17 protein-coding genes are annotated in these 17,304 nt (G+C 67.6%); 5 read left to right on the top strand and 12 right to left on the bottom strand.

What is annotated here, in order from left to right; translation table 11 throughout:
* Positions 1-249: 249 nt before the first annotated feature.
* Together E3T40_RS03440 and E3T40_RS03435 are read right to left on the bottom strand one after the other, a co-directional pair.
* The gene (locus tag E3T40_RS03440) at positions 250-801 is read right to left on the bottom strand and encodes a cob(I)yrinic acid a,c-diamide adenosyltransferase (protein WP_104169567.1); all 552 of its coding nucleotides are present in this window, start codon (positions 799-801) and stop codon (positions 250-252) included.
* A gap of 69 nt (positions 802-870) precedes the next feature.
* Complete coding sequence (locus E3T40_RS03435; protein ID WP_134542651.1) at positions 871-1,182, bottom strand: hypothetical protein; 312 nt, start codon at positions 1,180-1,182, stop codon at positions 871-873.
* Between the two features lie 78 nt (positions 1,183-1,260).
* Between E3T40_RS03435 and E3T40_RS03430 the strand changes: the two genes are divergently transcribed.
* Complete coding sequence (locus E3T40_RS03430; protein ID WP_255408562.1) at positions 1,261-4,068, top strand: vitamin B12-dependent ribonucleotide reductase; 2,808 nt, start codon at positions 1,261-1,263, stop codon at positions 4,066-4,068.
* 228 nt (positions 4,069-4,296) lie between these two features.
* On the opposite strand, the gene E3T40_RS03425 is transcribed toward E3T40_RS03430, so the two are convergent.
* Positions 4,297-4,947 carry a TetR/AcrR family transcriptional regulator gene (locus E3T40_RS03425; protein WP_104169570.1) on the bottom strand — a complete coding sequence of 217 codons (651 nt, stop codon included), beginning with the start codon at positions 4,945-4,947 and terminating at the stop codon, positions 4,297-4,299.
* 138 nt (positions 4,948-5,085) lie between these two features.
* On the opposite strand from E3T40_RS03425, the gene pdhA reads away from it, so the two are divergent.
* The 3 genes from pdhA to E3T40_RS03410 are packed head-to-tail and all read left to right on the top strand — an operon-like array spanning position 5,086 to position 8,518.
* Positions 5,086-6,216, top strand: coding sequence for a pyruvate dehydrogenase (acetyl-transferring) E1 component subunit alpha (gene pdhA / locus E3T40_RS03420; RefSeq protein ID WP_134542650.1), 1,131 nt, complete (start codon positions 5,086-5,088; stop codon positions 6,214-6,216).
* Positions 6,213-7,229, top strand: a complete 1,017-nt coding sequence (locus tag E3T40_RS03415) for an alpha-ketoacid dehydrogenase subunit beta (protein WP_104099447.1) — start codon at positions 6,213-6,215, stop codon at positions 7,227-7,229. The genes pdhA and E3T40_RS03415 overlap by 4 nt, the downstream gene beginning before the upstream one ends.
* A complete protein-coding gene (locus E3T40_RS03410; RefSeq protein WP_174843640.1) occupies positions 7,226-8,518 on the top strand; it encodes a dihydrolipoamide acetyltransferase family protein in 1,293 nt (430 codons plus the stop codon). The genes E3T40_RS03415 and E3T40_RS03410 overlap by 4 nt, the downstream gene beginning before the upstream one ends.
* A 54-nt stretch (positions 8,519-8,572) precedes the next feature.
* Here the strand turns inward: E3T40_RS03410 and E3T40_RS03405 are convergent, their stop codons facing one another.
* The 7 genes from E3T40_RS03405 to kynA all read right to left on the bottom strand — a co-directional run bounded on the left by E3T40_RS03405 (position 8,573) and on the right by kynA (position 14,667).
* Positions 8,573-8,905 carry a cupin domain-containing protein gene (locus E3T40_RS03405; RefSeq protein WP_104194316.1) on the bottom strand — a complete coding sequence of 111 codons (333 nt, stop codon included), beginning with the start codon at positions 8,903-8,905 and terminating at the stop codon, positions 8,573-8,575.
* A 10-nt stretch (positions 8,906-8,915) separates the two neighbouring features.
* A complete protein-coding gene (locus E3T40_RS03400) occupies positions 8,916-10,019 on the bottom strand; it encodes a tellurite resistance/C4-dicarboxylate transporter family protein (protein ID WP_104169572.1) in 1,104 nt (367 codons plus the stop codon).
* 59 nt (positions 10,020-10,078) lie between these two features.
* On the bottom strand, positions 10,079-10,777 hold the full coding sequence (gene purQ / locus E3T40_RS03395) for a phosphoribosylformylglycinamidine synthase subunit PurQ (protein ID WP_104169573.1): 699 nt from the start codon (positions 10,775-10,777) through the stop codon (positions 10,079-10,081).
* Complete coding sequence (purS, locus tag E3T40_RS03390; protein ID WP_104099452.1) at positions 10,777-11,046, bottom strand: phosphoribosylformylglycinamidine synthase subunit PurS; 270 nt, start codon at positions 11,044-11,046, stop codon at positions 10,777-10,779. The genes purQ and purS overlap by 1 nt, the downstream gene beginning before the upstream one ends.
* Before the next feature lie 39 nt (positions 11,047-11,085).
* Positions 11,086-12,498, bottom strand: coding sequence for a kynureninase (locus E3T40_RS03385; protein WP_104169574.1), 1,413 nt, complete (start codon positions 12,496-12,498; stop codon positions 11,086-11,088).
* Between the two features lie 173 nt (positions 12,499-12,671).
* Positions 12,672-13,676 (bottom strand): amidohydrolase, encoded by a 1,005-nt coding sequence (locus E3T40_RS03380; protein ID WP_134542649.1) that lies wholly within the window; start codon positions 13,674-13,676, stop codon positions 12,672-12,674.
* Between the two features lie 136 nt (positions 13,677-13,812).
* The gene (gene kynA, locus E3T40_RS03375; RefSeq protein WP_104169576.1) at positions 13,813-14,667 is read right to left on the bottom strand and encodes a tryptophan 2,3-dioxygenase; all 855 of its coding nucleotides are present in this window, start codon (positions 14,665-14,667) and stop codon (positions 13,813-13,815) included.
* Positions 14,668-14,803: 136 nt separating this feature from the next.
* On the opposite strand from kynA, the gene E3T40_RS03370 reads away from it, so the two are divergent.
* Positions 14,804-15,538, top strand: coding sequence for a TetR/AcrR family transcriptional regulator (locus tag E3T40_RS03370; protein WP_158252013.1), 735 nt, complete (start codon positions 14,804-14,806; stop codon positions 15,536-15,538).
* An 83-nt stretch (positions 15,539-15,621) separates the two neighbouring features.
* Here the strand turns inward: E3T40_RS03370 and E3T40_RS03365 are convergent, their stop codons facing one another.
* Together E3T40_RS03365 and E3T40_RS03360 are read right to left on the bottom strand one after the other, a co-directional pair.
* Complete coding sequence (locus E3T40_RS03365; RefSeq protein ID WP_134542657.1) at positions 15,622-16,449, bottom strand: VOC family protein; 828 nt, start codon at positions 16,447-16,449, stop codon at positions 15,622-15,624.
* Positions 16,450-16,747: 298 nt separating this feature from the next.
* Positions 16,748-17,131, bottom strand: a complete 384-nt coding sequence (locus E3T40_RS03360; protein ID WP_104169578.1) for a VOC family protein — start codon at positions 17,129-17,131, stop codon at positions 16,748-16,750.
* Between the last annotated feature and the right edge of the window lie 173 nt (positions 17,132-17,304).

Below are 17,304 nucleotides of genomic sequence, written 5' to 3'. Positions count from 1 at the left end.
CGCCAAAGCGGTCTGGCGCCACGCCATCCTCGCCCTCGTCCGGCGCCTGAACCCGGCGCGACGACGGCGATCACACCCTCGCGTCATCAAACGCAAGGTCTCGAAGTGGCCCGCCAAACGCTTCCACCACGCGCACTGGCCACAACCCCTCCACGAGCCAGAAATCACCACTCAAACGCTTAAATGAACGGTATTGAGGCTAAGCGGAGGAGGAACCGGCGAGGGAGAGAATTCAATTTTGAGTCGTCCTCAGTCGTGGCTGGCAGGCTCTGTTTCGGGGCCCGCCGAGTGCCGGGCAAGCACGTAGAGCAGGTCGGAGAGCCGGTTGAGGTAGTGCCGCGCGTCGTCGCTGACCGGATGCCCGACCACACCGGCCCGCACCGTGTGCCGCTCGGCCCGCCGCACCACCGTTCTGGCCAGATCGATGGCGGCCTCGGTGGGCGTCGACCCGGGGATGAGGAAAACCGGCCGCAGCGGCCGGGCGGTCACCAGCCCGTCGATGATTCTCTCCAGCTCCGTGACCATGTCCGGAACGACCAGCGATATGCGCGGGACGAGGCGGTCGCGGTGAGCCGGGTTCACGACCAGATCGGCTGCGACGACGAACAAATCGCGCTGCACGCGGAACAGGATCGCGGCATGCTCGGGCTCGGCGCATCCCGCTCGCGCCAGACCGAGGGCAGACACCGCTTCGTCGATGTCGCCGACCGCGTCCATGAGTTCATCACCCTTGGAGACCCTGCCGCCATGAAGCATCCCGGTGCTGCCGGCGTCGCCGGTTCTGGTGTAGATTCTTGCCATTTCGTGGCCTCCCGTTGATCGCCGGACTAGGTTGACGAAGCTGGGCCGGTACCGGACAATTCCATCGTTTCATGCATTCGCGTGCCGGTGCGGCTGTCTGCCGTCGGTGCGCGGGTGCCCGGCCACCGTTGGGATGCTGCACGCCGCGCGGAACATCACCCCCCAATCGACGTGGTTGCGCCGCGGGCTCAGATTTTCCCCTTCAGCAGCGCAACTTTTTTCGGTGGGGATCTGATGCGGGCCGTCGTCCTGGCCGGCGGCGTCGCGGCATTGATGGGCCGGCCTGTGCGTGCAGCCCTGCTCCGCACCGCCAGGCGGGCTTTTTTCTGCCGCACTGCCCGTCGAGGACACGCCCGAGCCGAAGCAGAAAAACACAATCACTACATGTAGTGGTTCACTGAGGAGTTGACACCCACTGGTAGTAATATGGCATTCGGGTGTCGTGAGTGGGGAGCGAACGTGAGCAGCAGGAATCAGAACGCCGAAGCCGGGTCTGACGGAAGCGATCAGGGTGCGCATAGTGCCGGACTGGCCATCGAGCGCCACTTCAGCACGCCCGGGGTCCACCCGTACGACGAGGTGGTCTGGGAGCTTCGCGATGTCGTGCAGACGAACTGGAAGAATGGCGAAACCGTCTTCGAGCAGAAGGGTGTCGAGTTCCCGGACACCTGGTCGGCGAACGCCTCCACCATTGTGAGCACGAAGTACTTTCGCGGGGCCATCGGGTCGCCCGAGCGGGAGTCCAGCCTCAAGCAGCTGATCGACCGGGTGGTCACGCAGTATGTGGTTGCCGGGTCGGCGAACGGGTACTTCGCCGGGGACGGCGACGCGGAGGTCTTCGGTGCGGAACTGACCTGGCTGCTCCTGCATCAGGTCTTCTCGTTCAACTCCCCGGTGTGGTTCAACGTCGGGACGCCATCGCCGCAGCAGGTCAGCGCCTGCTTCATCCTCTCGGTCGAGGACACAATGGAGTCCATTCTCGGCTGGTACCGCGATGAGGGGATGATCTTCAAGGGCGGTTCTGGGGCGGGGGTGAACCTGTCCCAACTGCGTTCCTCCAAAGAGCTGCTCTCCTCCGGCGGAACGGCCAGTGGGCCCGTCTCGTTCATGCGCGGCGCCGATGCCAGCGCGGGCACGATCAAGTCCGGCGGGGCGACCCGGCGTGCTGCCAAAATGGTGGTGCTCGACGTGGACCACCCGGACATCGTGGAATTCATCGAGGCCAAGTCGAGGGAGGAAGGCAAAATCCGCGCTCTGCGGGATGCCGGCTACGACATGGACCTCGGCGGTGCGGACATGGCGAGCGTGCAGTACCAGAACGCCAACAACACCGTTCGGGTCAGTGACGAGTTCATGCGAGCCGTGGAAAACGGCACCAGCTTCTCCCTCACCTCCCGGCAGGACGGAAGCGAGATCGAGTCAGTGCACGGACCGGGCCTGTTCCGTCAACTCGCCCAAGCGGCGTGGGACTGCGCCGACCCGGGAATCCAGTATGACGACACCATCAACGACTGGCATACCAATCCCGAATCGGGTCGGATCACGGCGTCGAATCCCTGCTCGGAGTACATGTCGCTCGACAACTCGTCCTGCAACCTGGCCTCGCTCAATCTGCTCAAGTTTCTGCGCGCCGACGCCGTCCCGGGGGAGGACGTGTTCGACACGGATGCCTTCGTTCGGGCGGTCGAGCTGATCACCACGGCGATGGACATCTCGATCTGCTTCGCCGACTTCCCGACGCCGGCCATCGGTGAGACGACCCGCGCGTTCCGCCAGCTGGGCATCGGCTACGCCAACCTCGGTGCTCTCCTGATGGCCGCCGGTCACGCCTACGATTCCGAGTCGGGCAGGGCAGTGGCCGCCGGGATCACCTCCCTGATGACCGGAACCGCCTACCGGCGTTCGGCCGAGCTGGCCGGAGTGGTTGGCCCGTACGAGGGCTTCGCGCGCAATGCGGAGGCCCACACGAGAGTCATGCGCAAGCACGAGGCAGCCGACATCGCCCTGCAGACCTCGGGTGGCATGAGCGGCGAGATCCATGATCGGGCGTCGGCGGCCTGGCAGCAGGCCCTGATGTTGGGGGAGGTGTCCGGCTGGCGAAACGCGCAAGCCAGTGTTCTCGCTCCCACCGGCACGATCGGCTTCATGATGGACTGTGACACCACGGGAATCGAACCGGATTTCTCACTGGTGAAGTTCAAGAAGCTGGTGGGTGGCGGCTCCATGCAGATCGTCAACCAGACCGTGCCCCGAGCGCTGCGCGGCCTGGGGTACCCGCAGGAGGCCGCCGAGGCGATCGTCGAACACATCGCCCTGCACGGACAGGTCATCGGTGCCCCCGGGCTCGAACCGGAACACTACGCGATCTTCGACTGCGCCATGGGAAAGAGGGCCATCGCGCCGATGGGCCACGTGCGCATGATGGCCGCGGTTCAGCCGTTCCTCTCCGGAGCCATCTCCAAAACCGTCAACCTCCCGCAGAGCGCAACGGTCGACGAAGTGGAGGAGGTCTACTTCCAGGGCTGGAAGCTCGGGCTCAAGGCGGTGGCCATTTACCGCGACAACTGCAAGGTCGGTCAGCCCTTATCGGACGGCAAGGCCGCCCCGGCGTCCGTGCCGGTCGTGCAGCCCGCGTCGCCGATCCGGCGGCGACTCCCGAAGTCCCGCACGTCGATCACCACGTCCTTCGCCGTCGCCGGCGCCGAGGGGCATCTCACGGCGGGGTTGTACCCCAACGACGAACTCGGCGAGATCTTCCTCCGGCTGGGCAAACAGGGTTCTACTCTGTCCGGGGTCATGGACGCATTCTCCATCGCGGTCTCGATCGGCCTGCAGTACGGGGTGCCGCTGCCGACCTACGTCGAGAAGTTCACCAATCTGCGCTTCGAACCGGCGGGGATGACCGATGACCCGGACATCCGGATGGCGCAGTCGATGATGGACTACATTTTCCGCCGCCTGGCCCTGGACCACCTGCCGTTCGCCACGCGCTCGTCGATGGGGATCTTCACGACCGCCGAGCGCGTTTCCCAGCTCGATGCGGGTGGCTCTGAAGCAACGGAAACGGCGCCACCGAGCCAGGTGCTGCCTCCGGCCCAGCCGCCTGCAGGGGCGACTCGAGCGGTGCATTCCTCGGCGGAACTACTCGAGGCTCAGCAGGGTCTCAGCCTGGATTCGCCGCTGTGCATGTCGTGCGGCACCGCCATGCGTCCGTCCGGTTCGTGCTACGTCTGCGAAAGCTGTGGCAGCACGAGCGGCTGCAGCTGAGGCCATCGCTGCCTGACGGCGGTGGGCTGTCGGCGCCGATCTTCGACATCGTGCTCAAGGGCCTCACCATTCGCGGTTCGATCGGGGGCACCCGCCGTGACCTTCTCGAAGCCCTGATTTTCCACAACCGTGGAGTGTTCCACCCGGCTGTCGCCACTGGCCGCCTCGAGGAGCTGACCGACGTCCTCGACGAGATGCGCCAGGGCAGGATCGATGATCGGATCGTCATCACGGACTCGGCGCACCCGCTGCCGATGCGGCGTCGGACGGGGGGCTCGCCGTCGTCAACTGGATGACGGCCAGCGCGGACCGAGCGTGGACCGCGGCCTCGGCGGCGGTCACCGGTTCGAGCAGCCCGAGCAGCCGCCGCCGGTAGTCTTCGCCCAGCAGCAGTGCGTAGAGCTGCTCGGCACGGGCAGCGGCCGCCTGGCCGTGCTCGGCCCGAATGTGGTCTGCGAGGCGCGCGATGTGGCGCATGTCGCCGTTGTCGTGCAGCCGTCGGGCGAGTTCGGGAAAACGCAGCGACTCGGCGATCACGAGGCGGTGTAGTCCGATCATCTGGGCCGAGTGCAACCCGTACACGATACGCGCGGCGAGTGATTCCAGCGTCTCCGGACGGACAGGCTCGCCACTGACGTTCGCGGCGAGGCGTCGCTGCATCTCGGTGAAGACGCCATCCTTGTCGCCGAAGTAGGTGTAGATGGTGCGCTTGGTGACGCGGGACGCGGCGGCAATCCGGTCCACCGTCGCCTTGCCGAAGCCATATTCGAGGAAGACCGGCAACGCGGCGTCGAGGATCTGGCCTCGACGCTCGACGCGCCCCGCCTCCGTGGGTCGGCCGCGCTTGCGAACCGGGCTCGCTGGGGTCGCTGAGTCCATGTCCGGCCCTTCGGATCTTCAAAAAAACGTTTAACGCAAACGTACTCTCGGATGTAGAATGAAACTAATTCGTATCATTAAAATTCGATGCGACTCTTCGATCTCCGACCTCACGAAGGCCGAGCAGGGAGTTCTTCCATGACCACTCGACCGCGTACAGCCGTGGCGACCCAGTCCCGACCAACCACTTCCCCGGGTCGGCCGACCCCGGGCGCAAAACCCGATGTCTCCCCGGCCGACCGGGAACTCTTGACCGGGTTCTACCGCCAGATGATGCTCATCCGCCGGTTCGAAGAGCGAGCCGCACGGGCCTACACGCAAGCGCTGATCGGCGGCTACTGCCACCTGAATCTCGGCGAGGAGGCTGCGGTCGTCGGGCTCATGTCCGCGCTCCGCCCGAGCGACTACCTCTTCACCAACTACCGCGAGCATGGCTACGCGATCACCCGCGGCATCCACCCCAACCGGGTGATGGCCGAACTGTACGGCCGATCCGACGGGGTGTCCAAGGGGTGGGGCGGCTCGATGCACATGTTCGACCTCGAGAAGCGGATGCTGGGCGGCTACGGCATCGTCGGCGGCCAGATCCCGCTGGCGACGGGGGCCGCCCTGGCCATCGACTACCGCGCCGGCGACGAGATCGTGCTGTGCACGATGGGCGATGGCACCACGAACATCGGAGCATTCCACGAGTCTTTGAACATCGCGTCTCTCTGGAACCTTCCGATCGTCTACGTCATCATCAACAACAGGCTGGGAATGGCCACGACGGTAGACAAGGCTTCGGCTGAGCCGGACCTCTACAAGCGCGCATCCGCGTACCGGATGGCGTCGGAACGCGTCGATGGGCTCGATCCCGTCGCCGTGTTCGAGGCCGCCCAGCGTGCCGTTGCTCAGGCTCGCAGCGGTAAGCCCTTCCTGCTCGAGGTCGTGACGGAACGACTGCGTGGGCACTCCGTCGTCGACCCGGCCAAGTACCGCTCCGACGAGGAGATGTCCCTGGTCAAGGAACGAGACCCGGTGCACACCTTCGCCGGCAAGCTGGTCGCGGACGGTCTGCTCGACGAGCAGGAACTGGCGAAGATCGACGAGGAAGTAACCCTTCAGGCAACCGAGGCGGCGGCGTTCGCCGAGAACAGCCCGTTCCCGAATGTGTCGACCCTGTTCGACTACACCTACGCCACAGCCGTGGCCAATGACTCCCATCGGTTGCCCGGGCAGCCTCTGTTCGAGCCGGCACCGATCCCCGACTACGGAGTCAACCAATGAGCATCATGACCTATCGCCAGGCACTGCACGACACGCTGCGTTCCGAGATGCTGCGTGACGAAAATGTGTTCCTGATGGGTGAGGAGATCGGTCTCTTCGAAGGCGCGTACAAGATCACCGCGGGCATGCTCGACGAGTTCGGCGAGAAGCGCGTGCGGGACACCTCGATCGCCGAAGAGGGTTTCACCGGTGCCGCCATCGGCGCCGCGATGCTCGGGCTCCGCCCCGTGGTCGAGATCATGACCATCAACTTCTCCCTGCTCGCGCTCGACCAGATCGTGAACCACGCCGCCAAGATCTACGGCATGTTCGGTGGACAGGCCCGAGTGCCTCTCGTCATCCGCACGCCGGGTGGCGGCGGACAGCAGCTGGGTGCGACCCACTCGCAGAACATCGAGCTCTTCTACGCCTTCGTCCCCGGGATGAAGGTCGTCGCACCCAGCACGCCGGCCGACGCCAAGGCGCTTCTGATCGCGGCGATCCGGGACGATGACCCCGTGCTGTTCCTGGAAAACCTGTCGCTCTACAACATCAAGGGCGAGGTGCCTGACGGCGACGTGTCGGCCGAAATCGGCAAGGCTGCCGTCACCCGCAAGGGAAGCGACATCACCCTGATCGGCTATTCACGGATGGCCCACGTCGCGTCGCAGGTCGCGGCGCAGCTCGCGGAATCGGACGGCCTCGACATCGAGGTCATCGACCTGCGCAGCCTGCGTCCGCTGGACCGCGAAACGGTTGTGGAGTCCGTCAAGAAGACGCACGCCGCCGTCATCCTCGAGGATGACTGGCTGACCTATGGAATCGGCGCTGAAATTGCGGCCACGATTTCCGACGGCGCCTTCGACTACCTGGACGCGCCCGTTCGACGCGTCGCGATGGCAGAGGTGCCGCTGCCGTACTCAAAACCTTTGGAGACGGCCGCGTTGCCGTCGGCGGAGGACGTCATCGGCGCCATCCGGCAGACCCTCGACGCCGTCGGTCGCCGCCGCTACCCGATGGGTGAAAAATCATGATCGAAATCACAATGCCCCGCCTCTCCGACACGATGGAGGAAGGCGCGATCGCGATCTGGCACAAGCAGCCCGGTGACCGGGTCGAGGTCGGGGACCTGCTCGTCGAGATCGAGACCGATAAGGCCACGATGGAGTACGAAGCCTACGAGGCCGGCACACTCTCGGAGCATCTCGTGGCAGAGGGGAAGCTGGTCTCCATCGGCGAGCCCATCGCACTGCTGGACGACGGCAAGCCGAGTGTCATGCCGGGGGCGACGCCGGCCGCCGCTGCCGACGCACCGGCGGCTGCGCCGGCGGCCGAGGCCGCACCGGCAGTTCCTCCGACCGATGGCAATGCGGACGGGAACGCCGCCGGGCGCGGTGAGCGCCTCTTCGCGTCACCGCTGGTGCGCAAGCTCGCGCGGGAAAACCATCTCGACCTGAGCCAGGTGCGCGGCACGGGCCCCGGCGGCCGCATCATCCGCTCGGATACCGACGCACTTCTCGCCCAGGCGCCCGCGCCCGGTGCCGACTTTGCCGTCCCCAACGCGACCGTGGTCGCTCCGAGCGCGGCAGCCGCCGCACCCTCACCGGACACCCTCGACAAGCGCGCGTCCGAGGCGATCCCGCTGAGCAACATGCGCCGCATCATCGCGCGGCGGCTGGGTGAGAGCGCCCGCACCATTCCGCACTTCTTCGTCACCGCCGCGGCCGACGCCGAGAACCTCGTGAAGTTGCGCACCGAGCTGAACGCGCAACTCGTTCAGGCCGGTCGGCCGAAGGTGAGCATCAACGACCTGCTGATTCGGGCGAGCGCGCTCGCCCTCCGCGAGCACCCCGAGGTCAACGCGTCCTACATCGACGACGCGAGCGTCGAGATGCTGGTGCACCACCGCGTCAACATCGGTGTGGCTGTCGCCTCGGGCAACGGCCTCGTGGTTCCCGTGATCGAGGACGCGGACCAGAAGACCGTCAGCCAGCTCGGTACGGAAGCCAAGCAGCTCGTCTCCCTGGCCAACGCCAAGAAGCTCACAGCCGGCCAGATGTCGGGCGGCACGTTCACCATCAGCAACCTCGGCATGTTCGGTGTGGAGCAGTTCACCGCGATCATCAACCCGCCCGAAGGGGCGATCCTGGCCGTCGGCGGCACCGCCCGCGAGGCTGTCGTGGTCGGGGACGAGATCGTTGCCCGGCACAGGATGCGCTACACCCTGTCGGCGGACCACCGGATCATCGACGGCGCTGTGGCCGCACAGTTCCTGCAAACGCTGACCCGTCTGATCGAGAACCCGTGGACGATCATCGCCTGATCACCGGCACGGGGATCGCTGCGCGCCTGTCGCGGCGGTCCTCGATCTGGCGTTCTAGCCCTTCTTGGCAACGGTCATCAGGACCGTGGAATCTACGACCGCCTCAAGGCTGTGCCGTGCGTCCGGAACGATCAGGAAATCACCGGCGCGCCCCTCCCAGACGTCGTCGCCGGCTCTTAGCCGCACGCGCCCGCTGAGGACATAGACCGTCGCCTCACCCGGATTCTCATGCTCGCTCAGGGAGATCCCGGCCAGCAGCGCAATGACGGTTTGACGCATCACCTTCTCGTGGCCGCCGAAGACCGTTCCGGCTGCGCGACCACTGGTGCCGGCTGCGGCTGCCTTCAGGTGTTCGCGGGCGAACGCCTCGATCGAAATTTTCTGCACGGGTCGGTTCTCACTTTCTCGGTCGGTCGGTGACTGCGGGCTCAACGTTCAGGTGCCGCGGGTCAGGGGATCCACGAAACAGTCCACCTGCCCGCAGCGGCTGGCGGACCATCGCGGTGAACACGACCAACCACACCACGAGAGCCACCCAGAGTGAGACGGTCCCGATCTGCCCGACCAGTGGAAGGTCATCGGCCTGGCCCAGGTAGATTCCGGCGACCGCGTACATCCCGACAGGAAATGCGATGCTCCACAGCGTCGCTTCGTAGCGCAGTGGCACTCGGTGTGTGACGTGACGCCAGAACCCCACCGCGATGAGCACGGGGATGAGCCAGGTGGCGAACGCCCAGAACATGACGGAGACGCCCGCAACGAGCCCCCGGGTCGCGGTCACCATTGGGGCGTCCGCCATTTCGACGATGCGGGCACCGGCCAGCACCGTGATCGCGCACGCGCCCATGGACACCCAGTAGGGCGGGTCCAACTGCTCAGGCCGGATGTCATAGAGCACCAACCGTAAGGATACGAAAACACCCGCGGCTCCGTAGAGGAAGATGCCCACCGACCAGGACAAGATCGCGAGGACTGCGAGCAGTGCCCTGGCATCGCCCGACACGGGCTCCAACGAGGCTGCCACGACGGCGACCGACTGGCTGGCGACGACCCAGATGAACCAGGTCCCGTTCGCGGCGTTGAGCACGGGGCGCACGCTGCGACCCAGGACCGCGAACCACGGGAGAGCGTAGCCGAGCAACAGCCAGGTGATTCCGGACACCCCGAGGAGAACCGTCGCCAGGCCGAACCAGCCCTCGATGGCGAGACGGGCAGCCAGGACGTTGGTGCCGGCGACGAAAGTGAAGAACTGGAATCCGCGGTGGGGATCGTGCATGTCCGCAAGGAAGGCCGCGGAATAGGCGATGAGCCGCCACCCGGTGAGCGCCACGAGAATCAGGTAGGCCGCGGCACACACGACCATAAGGATGAAGCTGAGCGTCTGGACGCCGATCAGGTGCATCCCGACCGAGATGATCCCCGTGGCCATGACCAACGCGAAGTAGCCCGGCGGCATCCCGCGGACAGCGGCACTCACACGCACACCGCTGTTAGACGTCACCCTGACAGGCTAGCGCGCCGGCGCTCCGGCGCGCCGACAACCGCATGGTGCGGACGCTGTTACGCGCTGACGAGCATCCGTTCGATCACGGAGGTGAAGAAGGTGATCCCGTCGGTGCCGCTGCGCATGGCGTCGACGGTGTCGGGGCCGAAGCCCGGCTCGACCGCGTGCTCGGGGTGCGGCATCAGGCCGACGACGTTGCCGCGCATGTTACTGATGCCGGCGATGTCGTTGAGCGAGCCGTTCGGGTTCATGCCGACGTAGCGCACGACCACGCGGCCCTCACCCTCGAGGCGCTCGAGCGTGTCGGCGGAGGCGATGAAGCCGCCCTCGCCGTTCTTGAGCGGGATGGTGATCTCCTGGCCGGCCGCGAAACCGCCGGTCCAGTCGGTGAGGGCGCTCTCGACGCGCAATCTCTGGTCGCGGCAGATGAACGAGCCGTGGTCGTTGCGAATCAGGCCGCCCTCGAGCAGGTGCGCCTCGGTCAGCATCTGGAAGCCGTTGCAGACACCGAGTACGGGCATGCCGCCGTTGGCCGCGCTGATGACCTCGGCCATGATCGGAGAGAGGCTCGCGATGGCGCCGCAGCGCAGGTAGTCGCCGTAGCTGAAGCCGCCGGGCAGTACGAGCGCGTCCACGCCGTGCAGGTCGTGCTCGCCGTGCCAGAGGGCGACGGGCTCTGCGCCGGCCAGGCGGATCGCGCGCGCGGCGTCGCGATCGTCGAGCGAACCGGGGAACGTGACGACGCCGATGCGCATCAGTGGGTCTCTCCGGCGGGTGCCTCCAGCACGTGGATGCCGATGACATCCTCGATCACCGTGTTGGACAGTACGGTGTCGGCGAGTTCTTGCACCTCGGCGAGCACGGCGTCGTCGACGTGGCCGTCGATGGTGAGTTCAAACCGCTTGCCCAGGCGAACGCTGGTGAAACGGGTCTTGCCGAGGCGACCCAGGGCGCCGGCGACGGCCTTCCCCTGCGGGTCGAGCAGCTCGGCCTTGGGCATAACTTCTACGACGATTGTTGGCATAGCTCACTCCGGAGGCGTCGGGGGGTGGATTCCACGATCCTACAGGCCGACCCCCGGGCCGCCGAGCGCACCGGCCAGGCCGGTGCCCAGGCCGGTGCCGAGACCACCGTTGGCTCCGCCGGCAAGCCCGCTCTGCCCGAGCAGCACACCGCGCAGCACGTCCCGGATCGCCGCGACCCCCTCGAAGGTCTCGACGAAGCTTGTGCTCAGCGGGGACAGGCCGATGCGCAGTGCGTCGGGCGTGCGGAAATCGGGGATCACATCGTGCTCCCACAGAATCTGCGTCACCTGTCGCATGGCGGGGTGGTTCACGGTCACGTGACCGCCGCGGTGCGTGGGCTCTCGCGGCGACGACACAGTCACGCCCATCGGGGCAAGCCAGGCATCCACGAGGGTCAGCGCGAACTCGGTCAGTGCCACCGACTTGGCGCGCACCTGGTCGATGCCCGCCTCCTCGATCATCGCGAGCGAATCCTGCATGGCCAGCATCCCCACGATCGGCGGGGTTCCGCTCATGAAACGACGGATGCCGTCGGCCGGCACATACCCCGGGCCCATCGTGAAGACATCCTTCGTTCCCATCCAGCCCTGAATCGGCTGGGTGAGAACGTCTTGCAGGTCGCTGCGCACATAGGCGAACGCGGGGGCGCCGGGGCCGCCGTTCAGGTATTTGTAGGAGCAGCCGACGGCCAGGTCCACGTCGCACAGGTCGAGTTCGACCACCACGGAGCCGACCGAGTGGCTGAGGTCCCAGAGCACGAGGCCGCCCGCGGTGTGCACCACCGCGGTGATCTCGCGCATATCGGCAAGGAAACTTGAGCGGTAGGCCACGTGGCTGAGCAGCACGAGCGCCGTCTGCGGGCCCACGGCCTGCCGCACCTGCTCCACTGTGACGCCGCTCGCGGGGTCGGAGTGGATCCAGTGCAGCGTCATGCCACGTTCGGCCGCGATGCCCTCGAGCAGGTAGCGGTCGGTGGGGAAGTTGTCGGTGTCCAGCACGATCTCGGTGCGCGTCGGCTCCGCGTCGACGCGGAGGTAGTCGACGGCCGCCCGCGCCAACTTGTAGAGGAGCACGGTGGTCGAGTCGCCGACGAAGACCTGGCCGGGCGCGGCCCCGAGGGCGGCGCGGCCGATGTCGTCGCCGATTTTCAGCGGAAGGTCCAGCCAGGCCTCGTCCCAGCCGCGGATCAGGCGGGTGCCCCAGTCGTGGGTGAGGAACTCGGTGATGCGGGCCACGCTGGCCCGGGTGGGCCGGCCGAGGGAGTTGCCGTCGAGGTAGGCGACGAGGCTCGGGGTGTGCCCGGTCGCGCCGGTCGCGCTGTCGGGTTCGATGCCGACGAACTGCCGTCGGTAGTGCCCGAGCCCGTCGATGCGGTCCATCCGGCGGGCGAAGGCGAGCTGGGCATCCTGGCTGCCGTTGCCGGCGGGGCTGGTGTCGGTGTGGGGGGTCATCTGGATTCCTCGAGGTCGAACGGATGATGGGCAGCCATCTCTCGCAGCGATGCGCGCTTCCCGGGGACTCGCCGACACCGTGCCGCGCTGGCAGTATCCCACCCACGCGGGTGGCCGCGCGACTGCGGGAAGCGCGGACGGCCGTGCGGCGGCGGATGCGGTCGGGGGTGCGCTCAGGAATCCGGCGGGTCGAGGGTGCTGAGGTCGCCGAGGTCGCCGAGGTCGGCCGGGCTGATCGCCCGGGCGGTGCCGAGCCAGGCGCTGAACGCGGCCGGGTCGGCCGGGCGCTTGCCACGCAGCACCGTGACCAGGCGCTCGGTGCCTGTTGGGCCGCGCAGCACGGTCCGGAAGCCGCCGAGGTTTCCCATGGTCAGGCTCCGCAGCACGTCGTCGCCGCTCAGGCCGGCGCCGAGCAGCGCGTTGATCTCCCGCCGGTTCAGCCCGAGCGGCAGCGGGCCGTTGCCGAGGTCGGTGCCGTAGAGCACCTGTCCGCCGGCCCGGTGGAAGCGGCGCAGATTGTCGACCGCGCGATCGAAGTCGTCGGTCGGCTCGCCCCAGCCGTGGATGTCGAGGGTGCTGATCCATGCCATCCGCCTGGCCATGGCCGCAATCACCTCGTCGCCCAGCCGCTCGCTGAACGGCGTGTGCGCCAGGGCGTCCACCCCGGCCTCGAACGCGCGGAGCGCCTGGCCGGACCCCTCGGCGTGGGCGAGAACGGGGGCCCCGCGATCGTGGGCGTGCCCGACTATGGCCGCGAGAACCGCGCGCGGCAGCACTGGCCCGGCATCGCCGTTCAGCGTGACCTTGATCACGGATGCCCCGAGCGCCAGCTGGTCGTCGACGGCGGCCGCGGCATCCGTTGCCTGGGCCACGAAGCGCACGCTGCCTGCCGGGGCCCAGGACCGTTCGCTCGGGTAGCCGCCCGGCGCGGCGAGGAACTGCCCCGCGAACACGGTCTCGGGAAGGACCGCGCTCGCGGGACGCCCCGCTCGCTGTGGCTCTCCCGCGCCCACCTCCACCCGCCGAGGTCGAGCACCCGGGTCGGACTCGACCGGAAGCGTCGACCTCGGCGGCGTCCACCCGCCGAGGTCGAGCACGCGGGCGATGCCGGCCGCGGTGAGCGGGGCCGGGTCGATCAGCGCGAGGTGCACATGCGCATCGAGGAAGCCCGGGAGCACGGTCCTGCCGACCGTCCTGCCCGGCACCGATCCGCCTGGCACCGGTCCGCACGGCACCGGTTCGCCTGGCACCGATCCGCCTGGCACCGGTTCGCCTGGCACCGATCCGCCTGGCCGGCCGCCGGTCATCCGTGCCTCATGTGCCGAGTTCGGTGCGCACGGCGAACAACTCGGGGAAGAAGGTCAGCTCGAGCGCCTTCTGCAGGAAGGCGGCCCCGCTCGACCCACCGGTACCGGTCTTCATGCCGATGATGCGCTGCACGGTCTTGAGGTGACGGAACCGCCAGAGCTGGAAGTTGTCCTCCAGGTCGACGAGTTCCTCGCAGGCCTCGTAGGCACCCCAGTGCTCGCCCGCGTTCTCGTAGATCCCGCGAAAGGTGGCCACGAGTTCCGGATGCAGCACCCATGCCTCCGTCACGTCGCGCTCCAGCACGGATGCCGGGATAGCGAACCCCTGCCGGTGCAGGTAGCGCAGGAACTCGTCATAAATGCTGGGGGCCGCAAGCATCTCGGAGAGGAGCGCGTGAGCATCCGGATCGCTCTCGAACACGCTCAGCATGCGCCGGTTCTTGTTGCCGAGCGCGAACTCGACGGCCCGGTACTGATACGACTGGAACCCGGACGAGTTGCCCAGGAAATGCCGGAACTCGGCGTATTCGCTGGGCGTGAGCGTGGCTAGCACCGACCACTGCTCGGTCAGGGTGCGCTGGATGTGCTTGACCCGGGCGATGCATTTGAGGGCCGGGGCGATCTGGTCCTGGCGCAGGAACGCGGTCGCGGCGCGCAGCTCGTGCAGCACGAGCTTCAGCCAGAGCTCGGTGGTCTGGTGCTGGATGATGAACAGAAGCTCGTCGTGGTGCTCGGGTGAGCTGACCGGCTTCTGCGCACCGAGCAGGGTGTCCAGATCGAGGTAGGAGCCGTAACTCATCCGCTCCCGGAAATCCGTCACGATCTCGGGATCGAACTCGCGGGTGTTGTGCTCGACCGACATGGTGCTCCGTTTCGTTCGGGTGCTGACTGCATTGTGCGGGACAGCCCCGGCCCGGCGCAACTGGCTGACACCTGCCAGGGGGAGGCGTGGAGGTGAGCCTCCGCGATGCCAAGGTTCGGGACCTAGACTCAGGGTCATGACTTCGCCCGAATCGACCCCGCAGGATGGGGCGCAGCCTCGACGGCGTGACGCCCGGCAGAACCGTGAGCGTCTCCTCGTTGAGGCGCGGGCACTGATCGCGGTGCACGGCGTTGACGCTTCGCTGGAGGAGATCGCCCGCCGCGCCGACGTGGGCGTGGCCACGCTGTACCGCAATTTTTCCACCCGGGACGACCTCGTCAGGGCCCTGCACGACATCTCCCTCGCCGAGCTGGCCTCGGTGCGCGACGAGATCGCGGCTGCCCCCACCGCGTGGGACGGCATCGTCGTCTACACCGAACGCGTCGCCGAGTGGCTCGTCGCCGACCCGTCGCTGCCGCCCATCCTCAAGCGCATGGAGACGGTCGACCCGGCGCGCGGCAAGGCGGCCTCGTTCAAAGCGGTGCTGTCGGCCCTCGTCACGCAGGCCAAACGCGACGGCGACCTCCGAACGGATGTCGATGCGGTCGACCTCGCGGTCCTCGTCACCATGGTGGGCTCGCTCGGCACCCTCGGCGGCGGTTACACCGGCCAGTGGCGGCGCCAGCTGTCGATCGTGCTCGACGGGCTGCGGGCCGTCGACTGTGGCCGGCCCAAGCTGCCGGGACGTCCGCTGGGAGCCAAGGAATACCAGGCGGCCGTGCACGGCCTGAGCCGCCGTGCCACCCGGGCGGCCTCCCGCGGCACGGGTGCGGCGCCGGGAGCCGGCGCTGCGCCCGGAGCCGGCGCATAGGACATCTGCGTTCGGCGTCGGCGGGGTGCGCCGCGCTGACGCCGTGCGCTGACGCCGTGCGCTGACGCCGTGCGGGCCGCGGGCTACTTCGTGCGCACCACGATCTGGTTGCCCCACGGGTCGTCGAAGCCGAGGGTCTGCCCGTCGTGACGGGTCTGCACGCCGAAGTGGGACATCCGTTCGTTGAGGGCACCGATGTCGTCGGTGCCCGGCAGGATGATTTCGACCTCGCCGAGCCCGAGGGCCAGTCGGCGCTTGCCGGCGCCGGCGCTGTTCCAGGTGTTCATGGCCATGTGGTGGTGGTAGCCGCCGGTCGAGACGAACAGGGCCTGGCCACCGAGGGTCGCCGTCGCCTCGAAGCCGAGGCGGTCCACGTAGAACTCGCGGGCCGTGCCCACGTCGCCGACGGAAAGGTGCACGTGCCCGACGATGGCGTTGCCGACCGACGGATGCGCCTGACCGTCCCGGGTCAGGTGCTCGCCGATGAAGGTGTTCGGGTCGAGGTAGAGGGTGGCCATCTCGACCTGGCCGTGGGTCCAGCTCCACTCGGTGCGGTCGCGGTCCCAGTACAGCTCGATGCCGTTGCCCTCCGGGTCGGTAAAGTAGAAGGCCTGGCTGACCAGGTGATCGGCACTGCCGGTGAACGATCCCGGATGCGTTGTGCCCACCGAGTAGACGGCCGCGGCGAGCTGCGCCTGCGTATCGAAGAGGATGGCGGTGTGGAACAGCCCGCTCGAGCGGGGCTCGGCGGCGGCCAGCTCCGGGGCGTGCTGCAGAACAACGATCGGTGTGGTTCCGCGCCCGAGCACGGCGACCGGCCCCTCGTGGCTCTGCAGCCCGAGGGTCACCGCGTCGCGGTAATACGTGATCATGGCGTCGAGGTCGCCCACCCGCAGGGTCACCGCGCCCATGCCGGTGGATGCGGGCAGCAGGTCGTTCGCAAATCGATTCACACTGGCCCCAACGGATGATCCGGGCCCGGTATTCCGGTCGTGCGCCGCGCGGCGTGGGCTAACTCAGGAGATCCGGCGGCACGGTCGCGATCGGACACCATCCGCCGCGGAAACAGTGGCCCCGGGGACGGCCTTGGTCGGGATCTCCTGAGTTAGCCACAGATTGGAGTCGGGAGGTGGAGTCGGGAGTTGTAGGGGGATCGGGAGTCGGAAGCGGGTCGGAGCGCAGAACGCGACCCGGCAGTCCGGGCGCTCGCTACTGCTCGTCTTCGTGGAGCTGGATCAGGTTGCCGCAGGTGTCGTCGAAGATGACGGAGGTGCCGTAGGCATCCGTGCTGGGGGCGCCGGCGAACTGAACGCCCAGGGTGCGGAGTCGCTCGTACTCGGCCTGCACATCCGGTGTGCCGAACACGATGGCCGGCAGCCCGAGGCTGCGGATGCCCTGAGCGTACTTCTGGGAGACCTTGTTGTCGCTCGGCTCGAGGAGGAGGCCGACCCCGTCGGGGTCTTCCGGGGACTTCACGATGTACAGCTGGTGCTCCGGCATGGACATCAGCTTCTCGAATCCGAGCACGGACGTGTAGAAGTCGAACGCGGCGGACGGATCGTTCACGTGGACGCTGCACATCTTGATTCGCATGGCCGGAGCGTATCAGTTTGCGGCCTGTGGCCGCCGGGCCGTGACGCCCCGCGACGGCACGCCCGGCTGCGGGGAAGCCCAGCGACGGTGCGGTGCCCGCGTAGAAACGCGGGCCACCGCGGACTCGCCTACGCCGCGCCGGCCGCGCCTACGCCGCGCCGGCCGCGCCTACG

Origin of the sequence: Cryobacterium sp. TMT1-19 (assembly GCF_004403055.1) — a bacterium.
GTDB classification, from domain to species: domain Bacteria; phylum Actinomycetota; class Actinomycetes; order Actinomycetales; family Microbacteriaceae; genus Cryobacterium; species Cryobacterium sandaracinum.
Note: the sequence above shows the minus strand (reverse complement) of the source record. Positions and strands in the feature narration are given on the sequence as shown.

Excerpts from the sequence above, each read along its gene's own strand:
- E3T40_RS03410 (WP_174843640.1), top strand. The coding sequence starts at position 7,226 with ATGATCGAAATCACAATGCCCCGCCTCTCCGACACGATGGAGGAAGGC.
- kynA (WP_104169576.1), bottom strand. The coding sequence starts at position 14,667 with ATGTCGGTCGAGCACAACACCCGCGAGTTCGATCCCGAGATCGTGACG.
- purS (WP_104099452.1), bottom strand. The coding sequence starts at position 11,046 with ATGCCAACAATCGTCGTAGAAGTTATGCCCAAGGCCGAGCTGCTCGAC.
- E3T40_RS03385 (WP_104169574.1), bottom strand. The coding sequence starts at position 12,498 with ATGACCCCCCACACCGACACCAGCCCCGCCGGCAACGGCAGCCAGGAT.
- purQ (WP_104169573.1), bottom strand. The coding sequence starts at position 10,777 with ATGCGCATCGGCGTCGTCACGTTCCCCGGTTCGCTCGACGATCGCGAC.
- E3T40_RS03415 (WP_104099447.1), top strand. The coding sequence starts at position 6,213 with ATGAGCATCATGACCTATCGCCAGGCACTGCACGACACGCTGCGTTCC.
- E3T40_RS03360 (WP_104169578.1), bottom strand. The coding sequence starts at position 17,131 with ATGCGAATCAAGATGTGCAGCGTCCACGTGAACGATCCGTCCGCCGCG.
- E3T40_RS03370 (WP_158252013.1), top strand. The coding sequence starts at position 14,804 with ATGACTTCGCCCGAATCGACCCCGCAGGATGGGGCGCAGCCTCGACGG.
- pdhA (WP_134542650.1), top strand. The coding sequence starts at position 5,086 with ATGACCACTCGACCGCGTACAGCCGTGGCGACCCAGTCCCGACCAACC.
- E3T40_RS03440 (WP_104169567.1), bottom strand. The coding sequence starts at position 801 with ATGGCAAGAATCTACACCAGAACCGGCGACGCCGGCAGCACCGGGATG.
- E3T40_RS03425 (WP_104169570.1), bottom strand. The coding sequence starts at position 4,947 with ATGGACTCAGCGACCCCAGCGAGCCCGGTTCGCAAGCGCGGCCGACCC.
- E3T40_RS03365 (WP_134542657.1), bottom strand. The coding sequence starts at position 16,449 with ATGGGCGCGGTGACCCTGCGGGTGGGCGACCTCGACGCCATGATCACG.